The sequence below is a fragment of the Stieleria bergensis genome (genome assembly GCA_007745635.1).
In the GTDB taxonomy this organism is placed as follows: Bacteria; Planctomycetota; Planctomycetia; order Pirellulales; family Pirellulaceae; genus Stieleria; species Stieleria bergensis.
In genome coordinates this window covers 6,723,311-6,739,001 of record CP036272.1, presented here as the reverse complement: position 1 = coordinate 6,739,001, position 15,691 = coordinate 6,723,311, and the positions used below count along the sequence as shown (strand labels likewise).

Sequence of the window (15,691 nt, the reverse complement as noted above, 5' to 3'; positions counted from 1 at the left end):
GGGTCGGCCGATGGTGACCGATGGATGGGTGACTCAAATTCTCTTTGGAAACAATGGTGCTTTTTGGGGCAGCATCGAGAAGTTTATCGAGGTGTCGAGTCGTCCCGAGACGGTTCACAGAGGCCATGGAATTCGCTGTCGTGGGCGACGATAAGATGCTGCGTCTGCTCGAACTCTCGATTAGACTTCTAGGTTAGGACGCAACGTAGGCGTCCTGACGTTTGCCACGAAGTCCGAACATTCGCTGGTGTTCGGACTTGTTCCGTCAACTCCAGTGCAATCAGCCAACGTTTCGCAGAGATTGTTTTCGCTCACCGCTGCCTTGGGGATGCTCTTGCCGACGACCACTACAGCTGTGCTTGTTTGCTCCGATTGCCATCAGTAGTGCCGAGACGCTTGAATCGTCACCGTCTCTGTTCGCGCTCGCTGTGCTGATTGCGGCGTCGTCGGTCTTCATGCCACCGGTGTCGCCACCGGTTGTGTCGCTCGTTGTTGAACCGGGCCGCTATCGTTGCATTGGCTTTTTCAAGGGCGCTGTGCCGAGGCTGTTGTTGACGTCGTTGGTAACTCTGTTCTTGGTATCGGTGCTGTTTCCGTTATCCTTTGCGTCATGCCTGGCTCAAGACCTCCAACGACGTGTGAGATTGCTTGTGAATAGCTCTTCGGTTTCGCCGCATCGCGGCCTGTTGGCGTCGCTTTCAGTTGTCGGAGTGGTCTTCGGCACGCTGCTCTTCTGTGCATCGCTGACGCCGTCACTGATCCCGCGAACGTACGTTGTGCAGGGGGTGGAGTCCGGCTTTGCGTTGGCGACTGGATACGGTTTTGGTGTTGGCGTTCACTGGTTATGGCAATGTCTCGAATTACCCGTTCTCGCTGCGAGATGGATTTGTTTTGGCAAACGAATCACTCTGGCTTGCCTTGGCTGTATCGTGCTTGTCACTCTGTGGCGGGCAACGGTGTGGGAGAATTCGATTCGCAGCCTGATGGAGATGGAGCCCGTGCGCGGCGTCTATTCACCGTACGTGGTGATGATTTCAATCCCCTTGGCGTTCGTCTTGTTAATGATGGCTCGGGCGTTCAGGAGTGTCTATGGTCTCGTCGACCGGCGATTGAGACGAATCCTCTCACGACGTTATTCTTACTTGATGGGCACGTTTCTGGTCATCCTTGCCGTGCTGACCCTCACCACCAATCTTGTGATCAAACCGACCTTGCGGATCGCCGACAGGGCCTTTCTTGAGATCGATGGTCTCGTTGACGAGGGGATCGAAAGGCCGGTAAGTGCATTGGCTTCCGGGAGTGTCGATTCGCTAATCGATTGGGATGTTCTTTCCAGGCGTGGGAAGGACTTTGTCGTGTCTGGTCCAGAGAGGGGACAGATCGCTGAGTTCATCGGCAGGGAGGCAAAGCCCCCGCTAAGGGTCTACGTGGGCTTGGGCTGCAGAGCGACGGCGCAACAGCGGGCCGAGTTGGCTTTGCAGGAATTGATTCGTGTCGGAGGCTTCGAACGGTCTGTCTTAGTCGTCGCCAATCCAACCGGAACGGGATGGCTTCAACCGGAAGCCGTGGACACGATTGAATATCTGCACGCTGGCGATACGGCCATTGTCACGATTCAGTATTCTTACCTACCGAGCTGGCTGACACTCTTGGTCGATCCAGAGGGGTCGCGGGATTCAGCGCGGGTCTTGTTCGAGACGATCTACGGTCACTGGAGATCGCTTCCTCCTGAGTCTCGGCCAAGGCTTTATCTACACGGCCTGAGTCTTGGGGCCTATGGGTCGGAGACCTGTGCCGACCTGTTCACGTTGTTTGAGGATCCAATTCAGGGTGCCGTCTGGAGCGGACCGCCCTTCCCCAGCACCTCTTGGGCAGACATCACGAAAGCGAGGAACGCAGATTCTCCCGTCTGGCTTCCGACATTTCGTGATGGAAGGATTGTTCGATTCACTGCACGAGAGAACGCCTTGAAAAATACGGGCAAGCCATGGGGGCCGATGCGATTCGTCTACATCCAACATGCCAGTGACCCCATGACTTTCTTTTCAACAGAACTGCTTTACCAGCGACCGCAGTGGCTCAGTGGCGAGAGAGGACCTGACATTTCTCCCTACATGAGTTGGTATCCCATCGTCACGTTCCTGCAGGTCGGTTTCGATTTGCCAATGGCGACAAGCGTCCCAGCGGGCTATGGCCACAATCTCTCCGCGGCCAGTTACATCGACGCTTGGATCGCCGTAACGGCGCCGGTCAATTGGAGTGACGAGGAGACGAAGAGGCTGAAACTGCTTTTCGCCGAAAACCCGGAGGCGTTGTGACTGCCAGCGGGCGAATCCCGCTGGCCCATGATCAGCGGCTGGCTGTTCGAGGCAAGCGACGGGGCGCTGCTAGGCGTCTGCCTGGGACAAATCGACGATTCGTTGCGAAGCTGGTCGCCTGTGGTGAGTGGTGCCCCTCTTTTTGAATGTGAAGCCTAACGCTGGCCGGGGAGGCACGCTGGGCGGGGACAGAGGCGGGCATTTTGCTGAGATTCGGCAATTTCTAGAGATCTTAGGGAAAAAGAATCAGAATGGTTGTGACAAAGGTCGGATTCGACCCTACTTTCGAAACTGACTGAATCTGTGGAAGATGGCTCAATGCAACAGGCAACGATCAAAACAATCCTTGGTGGCGACTTGGACGCCTACGATGCGGTGGTCCGGCAATACCAGGCCATGCTGCTGGGGTACGCGGCGAATCGATTGCCGGATCTTGATGCCGCGCAGGAAGTCGTTCAGCTGACATTCATTCGAGCGTACGAGCAGTTGAATGAATATCAGCCCCAGCGTGATTTCGGAGTCTGGCTCTGTGTGATTTGCAAGCACTTCATTCTGTCGGAACTCGAACGTCAGCGAAGAGAATTCAGGAACCTGGATCAGTTCAGCGACGCTTTGCGGCTTCGTGTGGGCGAGCGCATGGCCGAACTGAGTGACAATGATCAGCGGCAGTCGCTTTCGGCAATGCGTGAATGCTTGACGGCCTTGCAGTCTCAAGCGGCCCTGGTCGTGCGTCTGCGTTACGAAGAGCGGCAGTCGTGTCGCAGCATTGCCGAATCACTCAACCGGACCGTGACTTGGGTCTCCAGTACGTTAAGCCGATCGCGCCGAGCGCTTCGCGTGTGCATCGAGCGTCGCCTCGATGAGGAGGCAACCGCATGAACGAATCACGACTGCAACGGATGCTGGAAGAGTTTCAGGACGATGCGCTGAGCGATACCGACTGCCGCGAGCTTCTGCAGTGGTTTGACGAGGACGAGTCACGTCTGTCACTCTTTGTTGATGAGCTGCGTGTCGGGAATGCGTTAGCGGCACTGTCGGTGCTGGATTCCGATCGCCTGCCGTTGGCCGTCAACGATTGTCTCAAACGCAGCGAACGTGCCATCGATCTCTCAAGCGAGGTGCGCCAGCGTCTTGAAAGCCGCGCTCAGCCATCGCCCGCTGATGGTTTGCAATCAGGTCCCGCGGCACGCCGTTGGTCACGCGGTCGCGCACGCGGGTGGATCGCAGCGTGTGCCGTTGCAGCGGTGGTTTCATTGTGTGTGTTTCTCACAGGCGACGTTGGCACCGGTTCCGGCGATGTTGTCGCGACGGTTCAGAATGCTCGCAAGGTGCAAGCGGTTTCCGTTGGCGATCCCCTGCGATCCGGGCAAGTTTTGAAGCTTGTGGATGGCCGCGTCACCATTAGATTTCAGTCCGGTGCCCGGCTTGCGATTCAGGCACCAGCGGAGTTGAAGCTGCTGGGGCCGAATTCGGCACAGCTTCAGCACGGCGTGGCGACGGTGCGAGTTCCTGGAGCGATCAAAGGGTTTATTTTGGAGACTCTGCACCAGCGAATGACGGACTTGGGAACATCGTTCGGAGTCGATGTGGACACCAAAGGGGACACCGCGATCTCGGTGTTTGAGGGCGAGATCGAATTGGAAGATCGCCGCCGTCTTGTTGGCGGACAGTCGGTCGCGCTCTCCGCGAGTGAACAGTCGCCTCGCGAGATCCCGTATGCTATCAGTCAGTTCCTGAACACATGGCGAGTCTCCTTTGGCGTCGAGCAGTTGATTGGCGATGTCCGTGTCGCCTCACCGGGGGAACGACATTCACCGGGATTGGTCCGCGACAGTGATTCGTTATTGCTGTTTCCTGAACGCGAAGATGCGTTTCTGGAACAAGGTTGCTTGGTCGATGCAATGGAACCGGGGACCTACAGCCGACCTTTCCGAAAACACACCGTGAAGCTGACGCAAGACGTGCGCGTCGACAGCTTTCTTTTGCAATACAATCCGGGACAGGATGACAGCGAGTCCAAGAATCAAACGTTTCAGGGTGAGCTGCATTTTGATCGCCCAATCGTGGCTTTGATCATGCAGAAAGATCTATTGGATGCTTCTGACGCTCGGATGGCGCTTCCTGAAACCGACTTTCGAAATATTTTTCGCCGGGGAATTAACAACGCTGATGTGGTGACGTTAAGTCCCGATCGGCGTGTGCTTCGGGTTGCTCTGAATGTTAGCAATGGCGTGGACCAAATTCGCGTCCTCGTTGCTGCTGATAACGCCTTCAATGACCAGTGAGTGAGTGATGATAAAACAAACGAAACCTCTGGACCGCCGCAAGTTCCTGCAGGGAACGGGCATCGCTCTGGCACTGCCGTTAATGGAAAGTCAGTTGGGCTGGGCAGCGGAAAAACGGGATGCCAATCCTCGGCGTCTGGTCTGTATCGGCAACCACCTTGGGTACTATCCCGGCAGCTTCTTTCCCAAGACGGCCGGCAAGGACTACAAGACCAGCCCGACGCTGCAGAACATTGATGCTCACCGGGATGACTTTACGGTCTTCTCGAACCTTGATGACGGCATGAACGGTGGGCACAAGGGCGTTCAGGCCTTTCTCTCTGGCATCCGCAAGGACGAGTCTGCTGGATTTCCCGATAAGAACATGACCATCGACCAGGCGGCTGCGGAGCACGTTGGCAGTGCCACGCGTTTCCCGTCGATCACGGCTGGATTGGACAACGGCACGGACCTCAGTTGGACTCGCTCCGGTGTGCGTCTCCCGCCGGTCAATAACCCGGCGCGCCTGTTCGCGGCCTTGTTCGTCCAGTCTGATGCCGCGTCAATTGGTAGACAACGCACGCGATTAACGCATCGGGCCAGCGTGCTTGATGCCCTGCGTGAATCCGCTGGGCAGCTGGATGGGAAACTCAGTGCTGCAGACCGCCAGAAACTAGATCAGTACCTGACCAGTGTGCGAGAAGTCGAGAAACAGTTGCAGATGTCGCAGGCGTGGTTGGATCAACCCAAGCCCGCGTCCCCGATCGACCCTGTGGCGGATCAGGAGCGCATGCATCTTGAAGAGATTCCGCTGTTCTACGATTTGCTGACACTGGCGCTGCAGACCGACTCGACGCGCGTCGCCACGTTCGAGATCCCCATGGGGTTTCGGACCTCTGAACTGGATGTCGGCAGCTACCACGGGCTGTCGCACCACAGCAAATCGGAAGAGCGCCTCGCACAGCTCCAGATTGTCGACACCTACCTGATGACACAGTTTGGTCACCTGATCGAAAAGCTGAAGGAAGCTCAGGTCTTCGATCACACCGCGGTGGTCTGGGGCAGCGGAATGGGCAATGGATCAAGCCACAGCAACCGGAACCTGCCGGTGATCCTTGCCGGCGGTGGAATGAACCACCAGGGCCACGTGGTCTGCCCGGATGAGGAGCACAAACGTGTGCCGTTGTCGAACCTGTGGCTGTCGACGCTGCAGTGGTTCGGCATCCAGACCGATCGGTTTGGTAAGAGCACAGGCACATTTTCGCCCATGAAACTGGTGTAAGGCACAGGCAAAACATGAACAAGACAACTTTGACCACACTGTGCCTGGCGATGCTGGTTGCTCTGAGTGGAGTAGCCGATGCCGAGCTGCCCAGGCAGTTTCTTGCGACCTACTGCATCGACTGTCACGGCCCGGACACCCAGAAATCTGACCGCCGCTTCGACGGTCTGGGCGATGCGATCACGGACCTTCACCAGTTGGAGCTCTGGCAGGAGATCGTTGATCAGCTGAACCTCGGCGAGATGCCACCGCCAAAGAAGCGGCAACCGAGTGCAGACGAGAAGGCCAAGACCATCGCGTCGATCACTGCGGGAATCGCCGACGCGCGTGCCGAGTTGACATCTCACGGTCAACACACCGTCATGCGACGGCTCAACCGGTTCGAGTATCAACACACGATCGGTGACCTTCTGTCACTGAATGTTCAGGCATGGAATCCCGCAGCGGATTTCCCGCCGGATGTCAAAGTGGACGGGTTTGACAACAACGGACGCGAACTGGTGACCTCTGGCATGCTGTTGGATCATTACCTGGGTGCGGCCGAGGAAGCGATCAGGCGTGCGACGCATTTCGGGCCTCGACCGGAGTCAAAGCAGTACGCCCAGCAGACGCCGTACTACTTCACTGGCAAAGACAAGGAGAATCTGCCCAAGCTCTTTCATGTTGACCGCTTTCGGTTCATCCCAGACACGCCATACACCGATCTGTATGGCCGTCACTATCGAGGTGGGCACATCGGGTTCCGTCCCTTGTATGGCGGCGTGGCTCATAGCGGCATGTACACCGTGCGTGTGAAGGCTGCGGCGATTGATCGCGATCACCCGTATGGCACGGCCTTGGATGACTTCCGCAACGGTGACCCGCTGGTCTTGGAACTGGCGATGGTTGACCGGGAGGGCAGCGTTGAGAGCACCGGCAACATCACCACCGAACGCTCCGTCGGTCTGGCCGAACTGACCAGCGAGGAGCCGGCGTGGTTCGAGTGGACCACTCACATCGATCAGGGTTTCGAGCCTGAAGTGCGATTTCGCAACGGAACGAGTGCCGCGAAACGCTTGGTTCGCATCATCACACAGAAAGCCGCCGAACATCCCGAGGTCGCGCCGTTCGCCAAGATGAAATCCGGCTATGAGAAATCTCATGGCCTGCTGAAGGTTTATCGCGGTCCGAAACTTCGCATCTTTGACATCCAAGTCGAAGGCCCGCACCTTGAACAGTGGCCGCCGGCGGGTCACCGGTTGATGTATGGCGACCTGCAACCCGAGGATCTGAACCGTAACACAATCATTCAACGCTTGCGTGTGTTTGCCGCCGGTGCTTTTCGTCGCCCGTTGCAGGCTGACGAGTTGAAGCCGATTGAGCGGATGGTGATCGCAAAGCTTGATTCAGGCCTGGAGCCGCTGGCTGCATTGCAGCTTGGGTTCCAGACGATTTTGTGCTCGCCGTCGTTTATCTATCTGCAAGAGGGACAGGGAACGCTTGGCGGGTACAGTCTGGCCTCGCGCTTGTCGTACTTTCTCTGGTCTTCACAGCCTGATGCCCAGCTGCTGGCTCATGCTGGCGCGGGTCACTTAAGCGACCCGAAGGTGCTTGATGCCGAAGTTGATCGCATGTTAAAGGATCCTCGCTCTGAGCGGTTTGTCAATCAGTTCGTGCGGCGCTGGCTGGACTGGGACAACCTGGGTGAGATGCCGGTGTCGGGTGAATTCGGTGTGTATTATCGGGACAATCTTGAGTCGGCCATGGCGGGCGAGACGACGCTGTTCTTCCGTCACCTTCTTGATCAAAACTTGCCGCCCAAACGTTTCCTCGATGCCGATTATACGTTTGTCAACCGTGAATTGGCTGCGCATTACGAGTTGCCTCCGGTCGTAGGCAACCATCTGCGCCGGGTCTCGACCGCTGGCACGGTGCGTGGAGGGCTGATGACCCAGGGCAGTTTCCTGACGGCTTCGGCTAACGGTGTGGACACTTCGCCGGTCGTGCGTGGCATCTATGCTTTGGAGAAGGTTTTGGGATACACTCCGCCGCCCCCGCCCGATGATGTGCCGGAGATTGAACCCGACATCCGCGGCGCTCTGACCGTTCGTGAAGAGCTGGCCAAGCACCGCAGCATCGCTGCCTGCGCCGAGTGTCACCGCAAAATCGATCCGCTGGGGTTCGCCTTGGAGAGTTTTGATCCCATCGGCGCTTGGCGGACTCAGTACGGCAAGGGCTTGCCGGTTGACGCTTCGGGCCAGCTGCCCAGCGGCGAACAGTTCGATGACATCCGTGAACTTCGCACCCTATTGATCAAGCGGCACGATCAGTTCACTCGCAGTCTGAGTGAGAAACTGATGACCTACGCGCTTGGCCGCGAAGTCGAAGTTGGCGATCGCTCTGTCATCGACCGGATTTGCGAGCAGATGGCCGAACCCGACGCAGGCCTTCGCGATCTGATTCGAGCGATCGTCGTCAGCGAGAGCTTCCTGAAGAACTAGGGCGAGACAAGGTGGGACATCTCCTCATCTGCTAAGAGTCGCCTTTCGCGGAGCGAACGGCGACCATCAACCGATTGCCACTGGTCGTGCTGGAATTCAAGCGACGTAGGGTGTTGTGCTTGCACGCACCAGTGCTTTGAAGAGCTTTGCATTCGGTCGGGTGTTGTGCTTGCACGCACCCTGTCAAACCTCGACATCCCAAGCCGGTTGATGGGTTATAAAGTGAACGCATTATTGAAGCGCGTCTTGTCAAAGCAACGTCCGCAGCGATCGAATCAACATCCAGCAGCACATGCTGAGCCGGAGAAGTTCTTGCCTCGCATCTCTTTCAAGGCAGGGGATCTAGGCGAAATCGCTGCTCCAGAATTCACAACAGTTCGGCCGGTAACACTTAGGGGATCTCTGGGAATTCCGTCAGGACTTCACCATCAAACTGAAAATCATCGGCGGTGATGTGTCCCCAGCCGTCGATTGCTTTGTCGACCACTTTGATGAACATTTTCTTGCCGGCGTAAGGGGCAAGATTCCACTCGCGATTTTGCATCACCTGATCTTTCCATCCGCGCGCAAACTGGACTTCATTCCCATCGGCTGTACACAGTGCCACGTACACCAGTGCTCCATCTCCTCCGCCGACGCGAAACGTCATTTTGCCAGCTTTGGGGATGAAATACGGTGACACAATGACACCGGTTTGAGAGTCCAGGCCTTTTTCGGCATCTGCGGACGGTTCAAGCGTCGTCAGGTAGTGTTTGCCCTGTTTGTTGTAGGCGCCCTTGTTGTGGAAGAACCTGTCTCGACTGCCAATGATGTGGCCGAATTGACCGTCGACAATTTTCCAGGGCGCCAGCGTGCCGGATTCAAAATCAAACGATGCAGCGCGGGAACTTGGCGTGGCGGGAATTTTTTTCGCCGGATTGCCTCGTCCTGTGCGGCGAGTCGTGGGGCCGGTTTTTGGTTTGTAGGTTGCCAGCAGCGAGCTCAGTTCCTTGACAACTTCGGGGTGTTCGTTGATCACGTTGATTATCTGATTAACGTCGGCTTCCAGGTTGTAGAGTTGAGCAGGCGGCGCATCCTTCCTGATTTTTCCGTCTTCGATGTCGCTGTTGACAGAACCGACAAAGCTGGCGGCTGCCGGTCCTGCGAATGTGTGGTTGTTGGGAGTCCTGCCCCCGAAACCGCCACTGCCTTGCGACGGAATGTACATCCACTTGCCTTTGCGGATCGACAGATGAGTGCCTTTGTTGGGTGCAAGAACCAGGTGGTCGCGGATCTGTTGCTCGGGTTCGCCTAGAAAGGCAGGGAGCATGTTGACGCTGTCTGCCTGCTGAGTGTTCTCCATGGTTTGTTCAGTGACCGCCGCAAACGTGGCAAGCATGTCAACATTGCTGATCACCTGACTGGAGGTGGTCCCGGCCTTGACTTTGCCCGGCCAGCGGACGATCATCGGCACCCGGTGCCCGCCTTCCCAGATGCCAAACTTGAACCCCAGCAGGGTACCGTTCTGTCGATGCCCAGCTTTGAACGCAGTCTGTCCGCCATGGTTGAACATGCCCCCATTGTCACTGGTAAAGATGACCAGCGTGTTGTCGCTTAATCCCTGTTCTTCCAGGCAGGTCAGGACCTCGCCAACGATCCAGTCCAGTTCGTGGATGAAATCGCCATAAAGACCGCATTGACTGGTGCCCTGGAAACGCTTGGCGGGAGTGAATGGGTGATGGATATTGGTTGTCGCCAGATACAGGAAGAACGGTTTGTCTTTGCGCTCGGTGATCCATTGAACTGATTTTTTTGCGAAGGTTGTTCCCACTTGGTAGTCGTTGAACAACTGGTGAGCCACCTTCGCTCCGCCGAAGGCGTTGGCACTGCGATTGGCAGCCTCTGGGGGAATGGGAGTGATCGCCGTGGCGCCTTTGGCATTCCTGCCCAGATAAACCAGCGGATCATCAGGGTCACTTCCCACGACGCGATCGTTTTCCACATAGACATATGGAGGGGCGCTGTTAACAACCGGCATGCCAAAGTAGTAATCAAAGCCGAGGTCCTGAGGCCCGGGGCGCAACGGTTCCTGCCACGCATTGCGTTCGTTGCCGAACCCCAGATGCCACTTCCCGATGACGGCGGTGTCGTAACCGCGGCTCTTGAAGACATCGGCAATCGTCGTTTGGTCGGTCTTGACGATCAGCGGAGACGTAATGGGTGCCGGCCCCCAAACGCCACGGCCGCCGTTTCCACGCACGGGGTATTGGCCGGTGAGCAGTGCATAGCGAGACGGAGTGCAGACCGCAGAGGCCGAATGAGCGTCCGTGAACCGGCGTCCCTGAGCGGCAAGCCTGTCCAGATTGGGCGTTTGTACTTTCGTCGCGCCGTAACAACCCAAGTCTCCGTAACCGAGGTCATCGGCAAAGATCAGAACGACATTGGGTGGCGCCTCGTCTGCACGGCACAACGGCGCCGCTGTCAGCGAGATCATCAGCGCGGCCAAAATGGTGGTCAGGGTGTTTTTCATGAGTTGAAATTCTGTTGCTGAAAGCGAAGGTTTCGGGGAATGTTGCAGTTTTCGGCGAAGTGTTACGCGATCCTGTCGACAGGCAGTGCTTCGAGCAGTCGCGTTTGTCCGCTTTGTCGACGCTTGTCGCCTTCATCCAGTTCGCATCGATCGACTGATGGCGGCGTGCTGGTCAGTACGCTCGGTGATCAGGGCCGCGCTCGTCACGGATTTCAGATGATTGTGAACCCCGAGACTTGTATGAATCGATTCAGGTGTGTGAAGTTCAGTTAGCGGTGAAGCAGGAGTTCACTGGCCAGCAGGTGCCGTAGCATCGACTGAAATCGGTGTTCGTCTTGCTTCGATTTTGCCGCGACCTGATCGACGATTTCGAGGTCGCGCCGGTTGAGTCGCCTGCCTTTGGCGTATTCGGCCAGTTTGATGATCAGGCTCTTGGCAAATGGATCCTGTTGTGTGCGAAGGAGTTTTCGCAGCTCTGTCACGTTTTGGAACTTGGTGCCAAAGATTTGACCGGCAGGATCAATTGTTGCCCCTGTTTCGTATGCTGCGCGGTATCTTCCGATGACGTCAAAGTTCTCCAGAGCCAGGCCCAGTGGATCCATCCGTTTGTGGCACTCAAAGCAGGCGGGGTCTCTGCGATGTCGGACCAGTTGGTCTCTTGGCGTGTCGACTCCGTTCAGATCGGGGACAAGAGCGGGGACCTCTTCGGGTGGGGCAGGCGGTGGCGTTCCCAGCAGTTCGTCAAGGATCCAGTGGCCGCGGGTCACCGGCAGCGTTTCCACTCCGTTAGACGTGAGGGCCAGGATGCTGCCGTGTCCTAGCAGTCCACCGCGCAGGGATGCTTTGGGCAGTGAGACACGTTGGAATTCCGAGCCACCGTCAAAGGGCAGGTTGTAAACGTTTGCCAGAGTGTCGTTGATGATGGAGTAGTCTGAATCAAGGAAGTCGCCGACAGGTTGGTTTTCAAAAAGCACGTGCCTGAAGAAGTGCAGCGTTTCGTTGCGAAACGCCGTCTCGTAGTTTTGCTTATGGTAGGCCGAGTAGCGTCGGTCTTTGATGTCCGGTGGCATGGTTCCGAGCAGGTCCAGCGAGAGCCATTGGGTGGCGAAGCCGTGGACGAACTCATCCGTTCTCGGATCGCCGAGCATGCGTTCAACCTGGGCCGAATAGACGTCCGCATCGAGGAGCCTGCCCGATCTTGCCAGCTGGAACAGTTCCGCGTCGGGCATTGTGCTCCAGAGAAAATAAGAAAGCCGGCTGGCCAGTTCCAAGGGCGGCAGTTGTCCGATTTCTTCTTTGATGTAAAGGAAATCATGCGAGGCCATGGCGGCGGCAAAGGTCTTGATGAATGCTTCCTGCCAATCCGACGTCCTCTGATACTGTTGGTCGAGGTAATCAAGGTAGTCCCGGACATCCTGATCGGTGGCTGGGCGACGGAATGCACGCGTCAGAAAACGCTGCATCAGTTGAGCGCGGACTTCGGCCTTCTCGAAGTCGGGCATCTCGTCGGTCTGGAAAATGGTCCGGTAGGTAGGGGGCGGCCATTGAGGGTCCAGTGGGCCTTCGAGACTGAATCGAGTCACTTCAACGCCCGGTCCGTTGTAGTTCTCTGGACTGATTTCTTTGGGGTCGACTTTTCGTTGCCGAATGGCTTGGCGAATGCTGGACGCAGGTTTGCCCGCTCCGTTGAGGAAACCGACCCAAGGGTAGGCGCCTTTCTCAAGCCAGACGACAGTGCTGTAGACTTCGAACTGGTCATCTAAAAGATCGAATGACTTTGCCAGATTCGACGTGGACTGCTTGCCTTCGCTATCGAGTCGTGTGCCGATGCCCATCTTGATCGGACCGCTTACGGGCGGGAACTTCATGTTGCCGTAGTGGTTGCGATCCACTCCGGCGGCGTGAACAGTGATCCTGTAGTAACCCGAGATTGCGACTCCGCGTGGGCTTTCACTTGCAGAGTACTGTCCCGATCCACGCAGGACCGTCGAATGCTTCTTGTTTGTGGTGAAGCGTCGATCTCCGCTCTGAAGTTTGCCGGGCTTGAACGCCACAACTTTTGTGACCGGCGGCTGAAGGTCTGTCAGAAACAACGCCATCCGTAAACTGTGTTCGGCTGATTCGAGATACTCCAAAAGCAGCTCATTGGAAATGACCAGCTCGTCCGCATTGGTATCGAATCCGTGGTCGACTTCGTCTTTGAAGACTCGCCCTGCCGGGTCATAGATTCCGGGTTTTAGGCCAAGCAGGTCACGCACGGTGTTGCGAAATTCTCGGCGGTTCAGGCGGCGGTACCCAGTGGGAATGGAGAAGGCTTCATCTCGCGAGATCTGTAGCACAAGTTGAGCGATGCTGGCACGCTCATTCGACGAGGGCTGGCGAGCGTCCTCAGGGGGCATGCTGGCGTCATGGATCTGGTCATAGAGGTCGCTCCAGAGAGCGCCGTCGATCTGGGCGAAGTCGTCCAGACGCACTTCGCCTTTCTGCTTGGTTGCCCCGTGGCAAGCAACACAATAGCGATTGAGGAACGGCTGAACAGGCGAGTAGGGATCGTCCGCGTGCAGTCGTTCAGCAGCGACCAGCAGGAACAGGCACACCAGTGGAAAGGCAGTTTTGGTATTCATATTAAGCCAGCACGTGATTCAGATTTCCGGTCGCGCCATTGAAGGATTCGATCTCGATCCCGAAGTGCTGAAGCATGGTGGTAAAGAGATTGTTCAAGGGAGTTTGTTTGCCATTGTGTCGCTGCACAGCGTCGTAATGACCCTGGTGCTTGAGCCCGCCGCCAGCCAAGATGATTGGCAGGTTGCGGTTCGAGTGTCGGGAGGCATCGCTGATGCCGCTGCCAAAGAACACCATCGTGTCATCCAGGAGAGAACCGCTATTCGAGTTGATTCCCTTCAGTTTTTCGATGAACCGCGATAACTGCTGCATGTAAAACGTTTCAATGATCTGAAGCTCACGTAGATGGCTCGGGCGGTTTCCGTGGTGGGAAAGCGTGTGATAGCCCTTGGTCACGCCGTCGATTTCAATCACACGATTGTGCATCGAGAAGTTTGCGGTGATGACACGGGTGGAATCTGACTGCAGCGCCAGCGCCAGCAGATCAAACATGACCGGCCCGAGGAATCCGTAGTCCAAGCTGCCGTGTCCTCGCGCCGCAGGATCGTACTGTTCCTTGGTGACCTTTGGCTTGTCGATGTCCTGCCAACGGCGCATTCCCTGCAGGCGTTCTTCGGCTTCTCGGATCGCTGTCAGGTACTCGTCCAGTTTGGCCCGATCGGATCGACTGATGTCACGCTCCAGTCGACTCGCTCGTGTACGGACCAGATCAAGGACACTCCCCTGCTCTTCCAGTTTCAATGCACGCTGCTTTCGTGCCGCCGCCGAATCAGCTACGAACAGTTTCTTGAACAGAGCTTCTGGCGAAGTCTCCTGTCTTAGCAGGATTCCAGAGGAGCTGTAGGAAGCGCTCTCGGCGCCTCCCAGCGAGATGTGCAGAGAAGGAAAGCGTGATGTATAGCCCAGGTGATTGGCAGCGACCTGATCGATCGAGATGTTCTGGCCAGGCCGAGCGTTTTTGTTCAGCACGCCGTTGAGCAGTGATTTGATGCCGGCGTGCTTGGTGAAGACATTCGGATGGTCCATGTGCGAAAACAACGTGAACTCACCGCGATGCTTCATCATCGCTGGCAAAACTGGGGACGAAGCGAATTGAGCGCCATACTCGTCGGGGAAAAACGTCGAGGGGTTCATCCCCAGTCCCGTGCTGACAAAGACCATCCTTTTTGATGCTGCGTCCCGGTTCTTCGCCGCAACCGCTTCCGCTGTGTGGACGGATTCAAGCAACGGCAGGGCGATCGAGACTCCAGCCGCCTTCAGGGCGATGCGTCGGGAGGGATCAAGGGTTGAACGGGATTTCATCTTGCTGGATGGCTCCGAATTGCCTCAAGGGCGTGAAGAGTGAGAGAGTTCCGTGATCTCGTCTGTGAACAGTGTAGTCATTTAGACCGTCCAGATCATCGCTACGGCCGACGAAATGGTTTGCCGGTGATCATTTGCCAGCAGTTACCCCGCACGACTGATGGCAACTAGCGTCTGCGGCGCTAACCGCCGGCTACTAGGCCCGATTTTTCGGTGCAGCGTTCGTCCGCGACCAAACCGTGTCTAACGCCAAAACGACTGATCGGGTCGTTGTTGAACTGTCTCTCATCGTTGCATTTCGATCGACATGCAGGCGCAAAGTCTCTTCGATCGCGCTGCGGTTGTCGTTCATGGTTCAGTCAGTGTCTCAGTCAGGTGGAGCAAGCCGGCGGAAGCCGTGAAAGAGAACGACGAATAGGAACAGTAGATTGCGGAGACGCACTGCCATGGGAAGAATCGTAGGCGGTTTCACGGTGCGATTGCCGTCAAGCGACTGCGCCAGCGTTTCGCCCAGACGTTGCATCCAGCCAATGCTTCGTGGCCATTCCCAAATGCCATCGATCCATTCGGTGGGGGGACCTGCTTTCCCGACACCTGTCCCCACAATGCCACCGACGATCGAGGCCGTCGTATCCGCATCGCCTTCCGCACTCAATCACACTGGTAACCGCTTGACGGAAATCGTTGGGGCTCGACAGCCATGCATGGATGGCGACCGGGACGTCGTCCAGGGCTGCGCCGAAACGCGCTCGCTTTTTTTGCTTTAGATTTGTGTACCGCGCCGGCGATGATGAGCATCTAAGCGAGGTCGCGATGGTCGGAGGATTGTGAGCGATGACGAACTCTGGATCCAAATTCAATTCCAGCATTGACGCTGGATACTCTATCGTTGCTCTGGTCATTTTTTGGTGACA

8 protein-coding genes and 1 pseudogene are annotated in these 15,691 nt (G+C 56.7%); 5 read left to right on the top strand and 4 right to left on the bottom strand.

Translation table 11 applies throughout. The features are described from left to right. Positions 1 to 650 precede the first annotated feature (650 nt). The 5 genes from SV7mr_RS23705 to SV7mr_RS23685 all read left to right on the top strand — a co-directional run bounded on the left by SV7mr_RS23705 (position 651) and on the right by SV7mr_RS23685 (position 8,344). Positions 651 to 2,318, top strand: coding sequence for an alpha/beta hydrolase (locus tag SV7mr_RS23705; protein ID WP_419187849.1), 1,668 nt, complete (start codon positions 651 to 653; stop codon positions 2,316 to 2,318). A gap of 318 nt (positions 2,319 to 2,636) precedes the next feature. Then, complete coding sequence (locus SV7mr_RS23700) at positions 2,637 to 3,197, top strand: RNA polymerase sigma factor (RefSeq protein WP_145277351.1); 561 nt, start codon at positions 2,637 to 2,639, stop codon at positions 3,195 to 3,197. Continuing rightward, on the top strand, positions 3,194 to 4,603 hold the full coding sequence (locus SV7mr_RS23695) for a FecR domain-containing protein (RefSeq protein WP_145277349.1): 1,410 nt from the start codon (positions 3,194 to 3,196) through the stop codon (positions 4,601 to 4,603). The genes SV7mr_RS23700 and SV7mr_RS23695 overlap by 4 nt, the downstream gene beginning before the upstream one ends. Positions 4,604 to 4,610: 7 nt before the next feature. Then, positions 4,611 to 5,864 (top strand): DUF1552 domain-containing protein, encoded by a 1,254-nt coding sequence (locus SV7mr_RS23690; RefSeq protein ID WP_145277347.1) that lies wholly within the window; start codon positions 4,611 to 4,613, stop codon positions 5,862 to 5,864. A 14-nt stretch (positions 5,865 to 5,878) separates the two neighbouring features. Further along, complete coding sequence (locus SV7mr_RS23685; protein ID WP_145277344.1) at positions 5,879 to 8,344, top strand: DUF1592 domain-containing protein; 2,466 nt, start codon at positions 5,879 to 5,881, stop codon at positions 8,342 to 8,344. 391 nt (positions 8,345 to 8,735) lie between these two features. On the opposite strand, the gene SV7mr_RS23680 is transcribed toward SV7mr_RS23685, so the two are convergent. From SV7mr_RS23680 to SV7mr_RS23665, 4 genes and pseudogenes are all read right to left on the bottom strand, one after another. After that, positions 8,736 to 10,853 (bottom strand): sulfatase family protein, encoded by a 2,118-nt coding sequence (locus tag SV7mr_RS23680; protein ID WP_145277342.1) that lies wholly within the window; start codon positions 10,851 to 10,853, stop codon positions 8,736 to 8,738. Positions 10,854 to 11,122: 269 nt separating this feature from the next. Next, complete coding sequence (locus SV7mr_RS23675) at positions 11,123 to 13,477, bottom strand: DUF1592 domain-containing protein (protein WP_145277340.1); 2,355 nt, start codon at positions 13,475 to 13,477, stop codon at positions 11,123 to 11,125. Position 13,478: 1 nt separating this feature from the next. Beyond that, complete coding sequence (locus SV7mr_RS23670) at positions 13,479 to 14,777, bottom strand: DUF1552 domain-containing protein (RefSeq protein WP_145277338.1); 1,299 nt, start codon at positions 14,775 to 14,777, stop codon at positions 13,479 to 13,481. A 367-nt stretch (positions 14,778 to 15,144) separates the two neighbouring features. Further along, positions 15,145 to 15,502, bottom strand: a pseudogene (locus SV7mr_RS23665) (ADP-ribosylglycohydrolase family protein); the annotation flags it as partial. Positions 15,503 to 15,691: the final 189 nt, after the last annotated feature.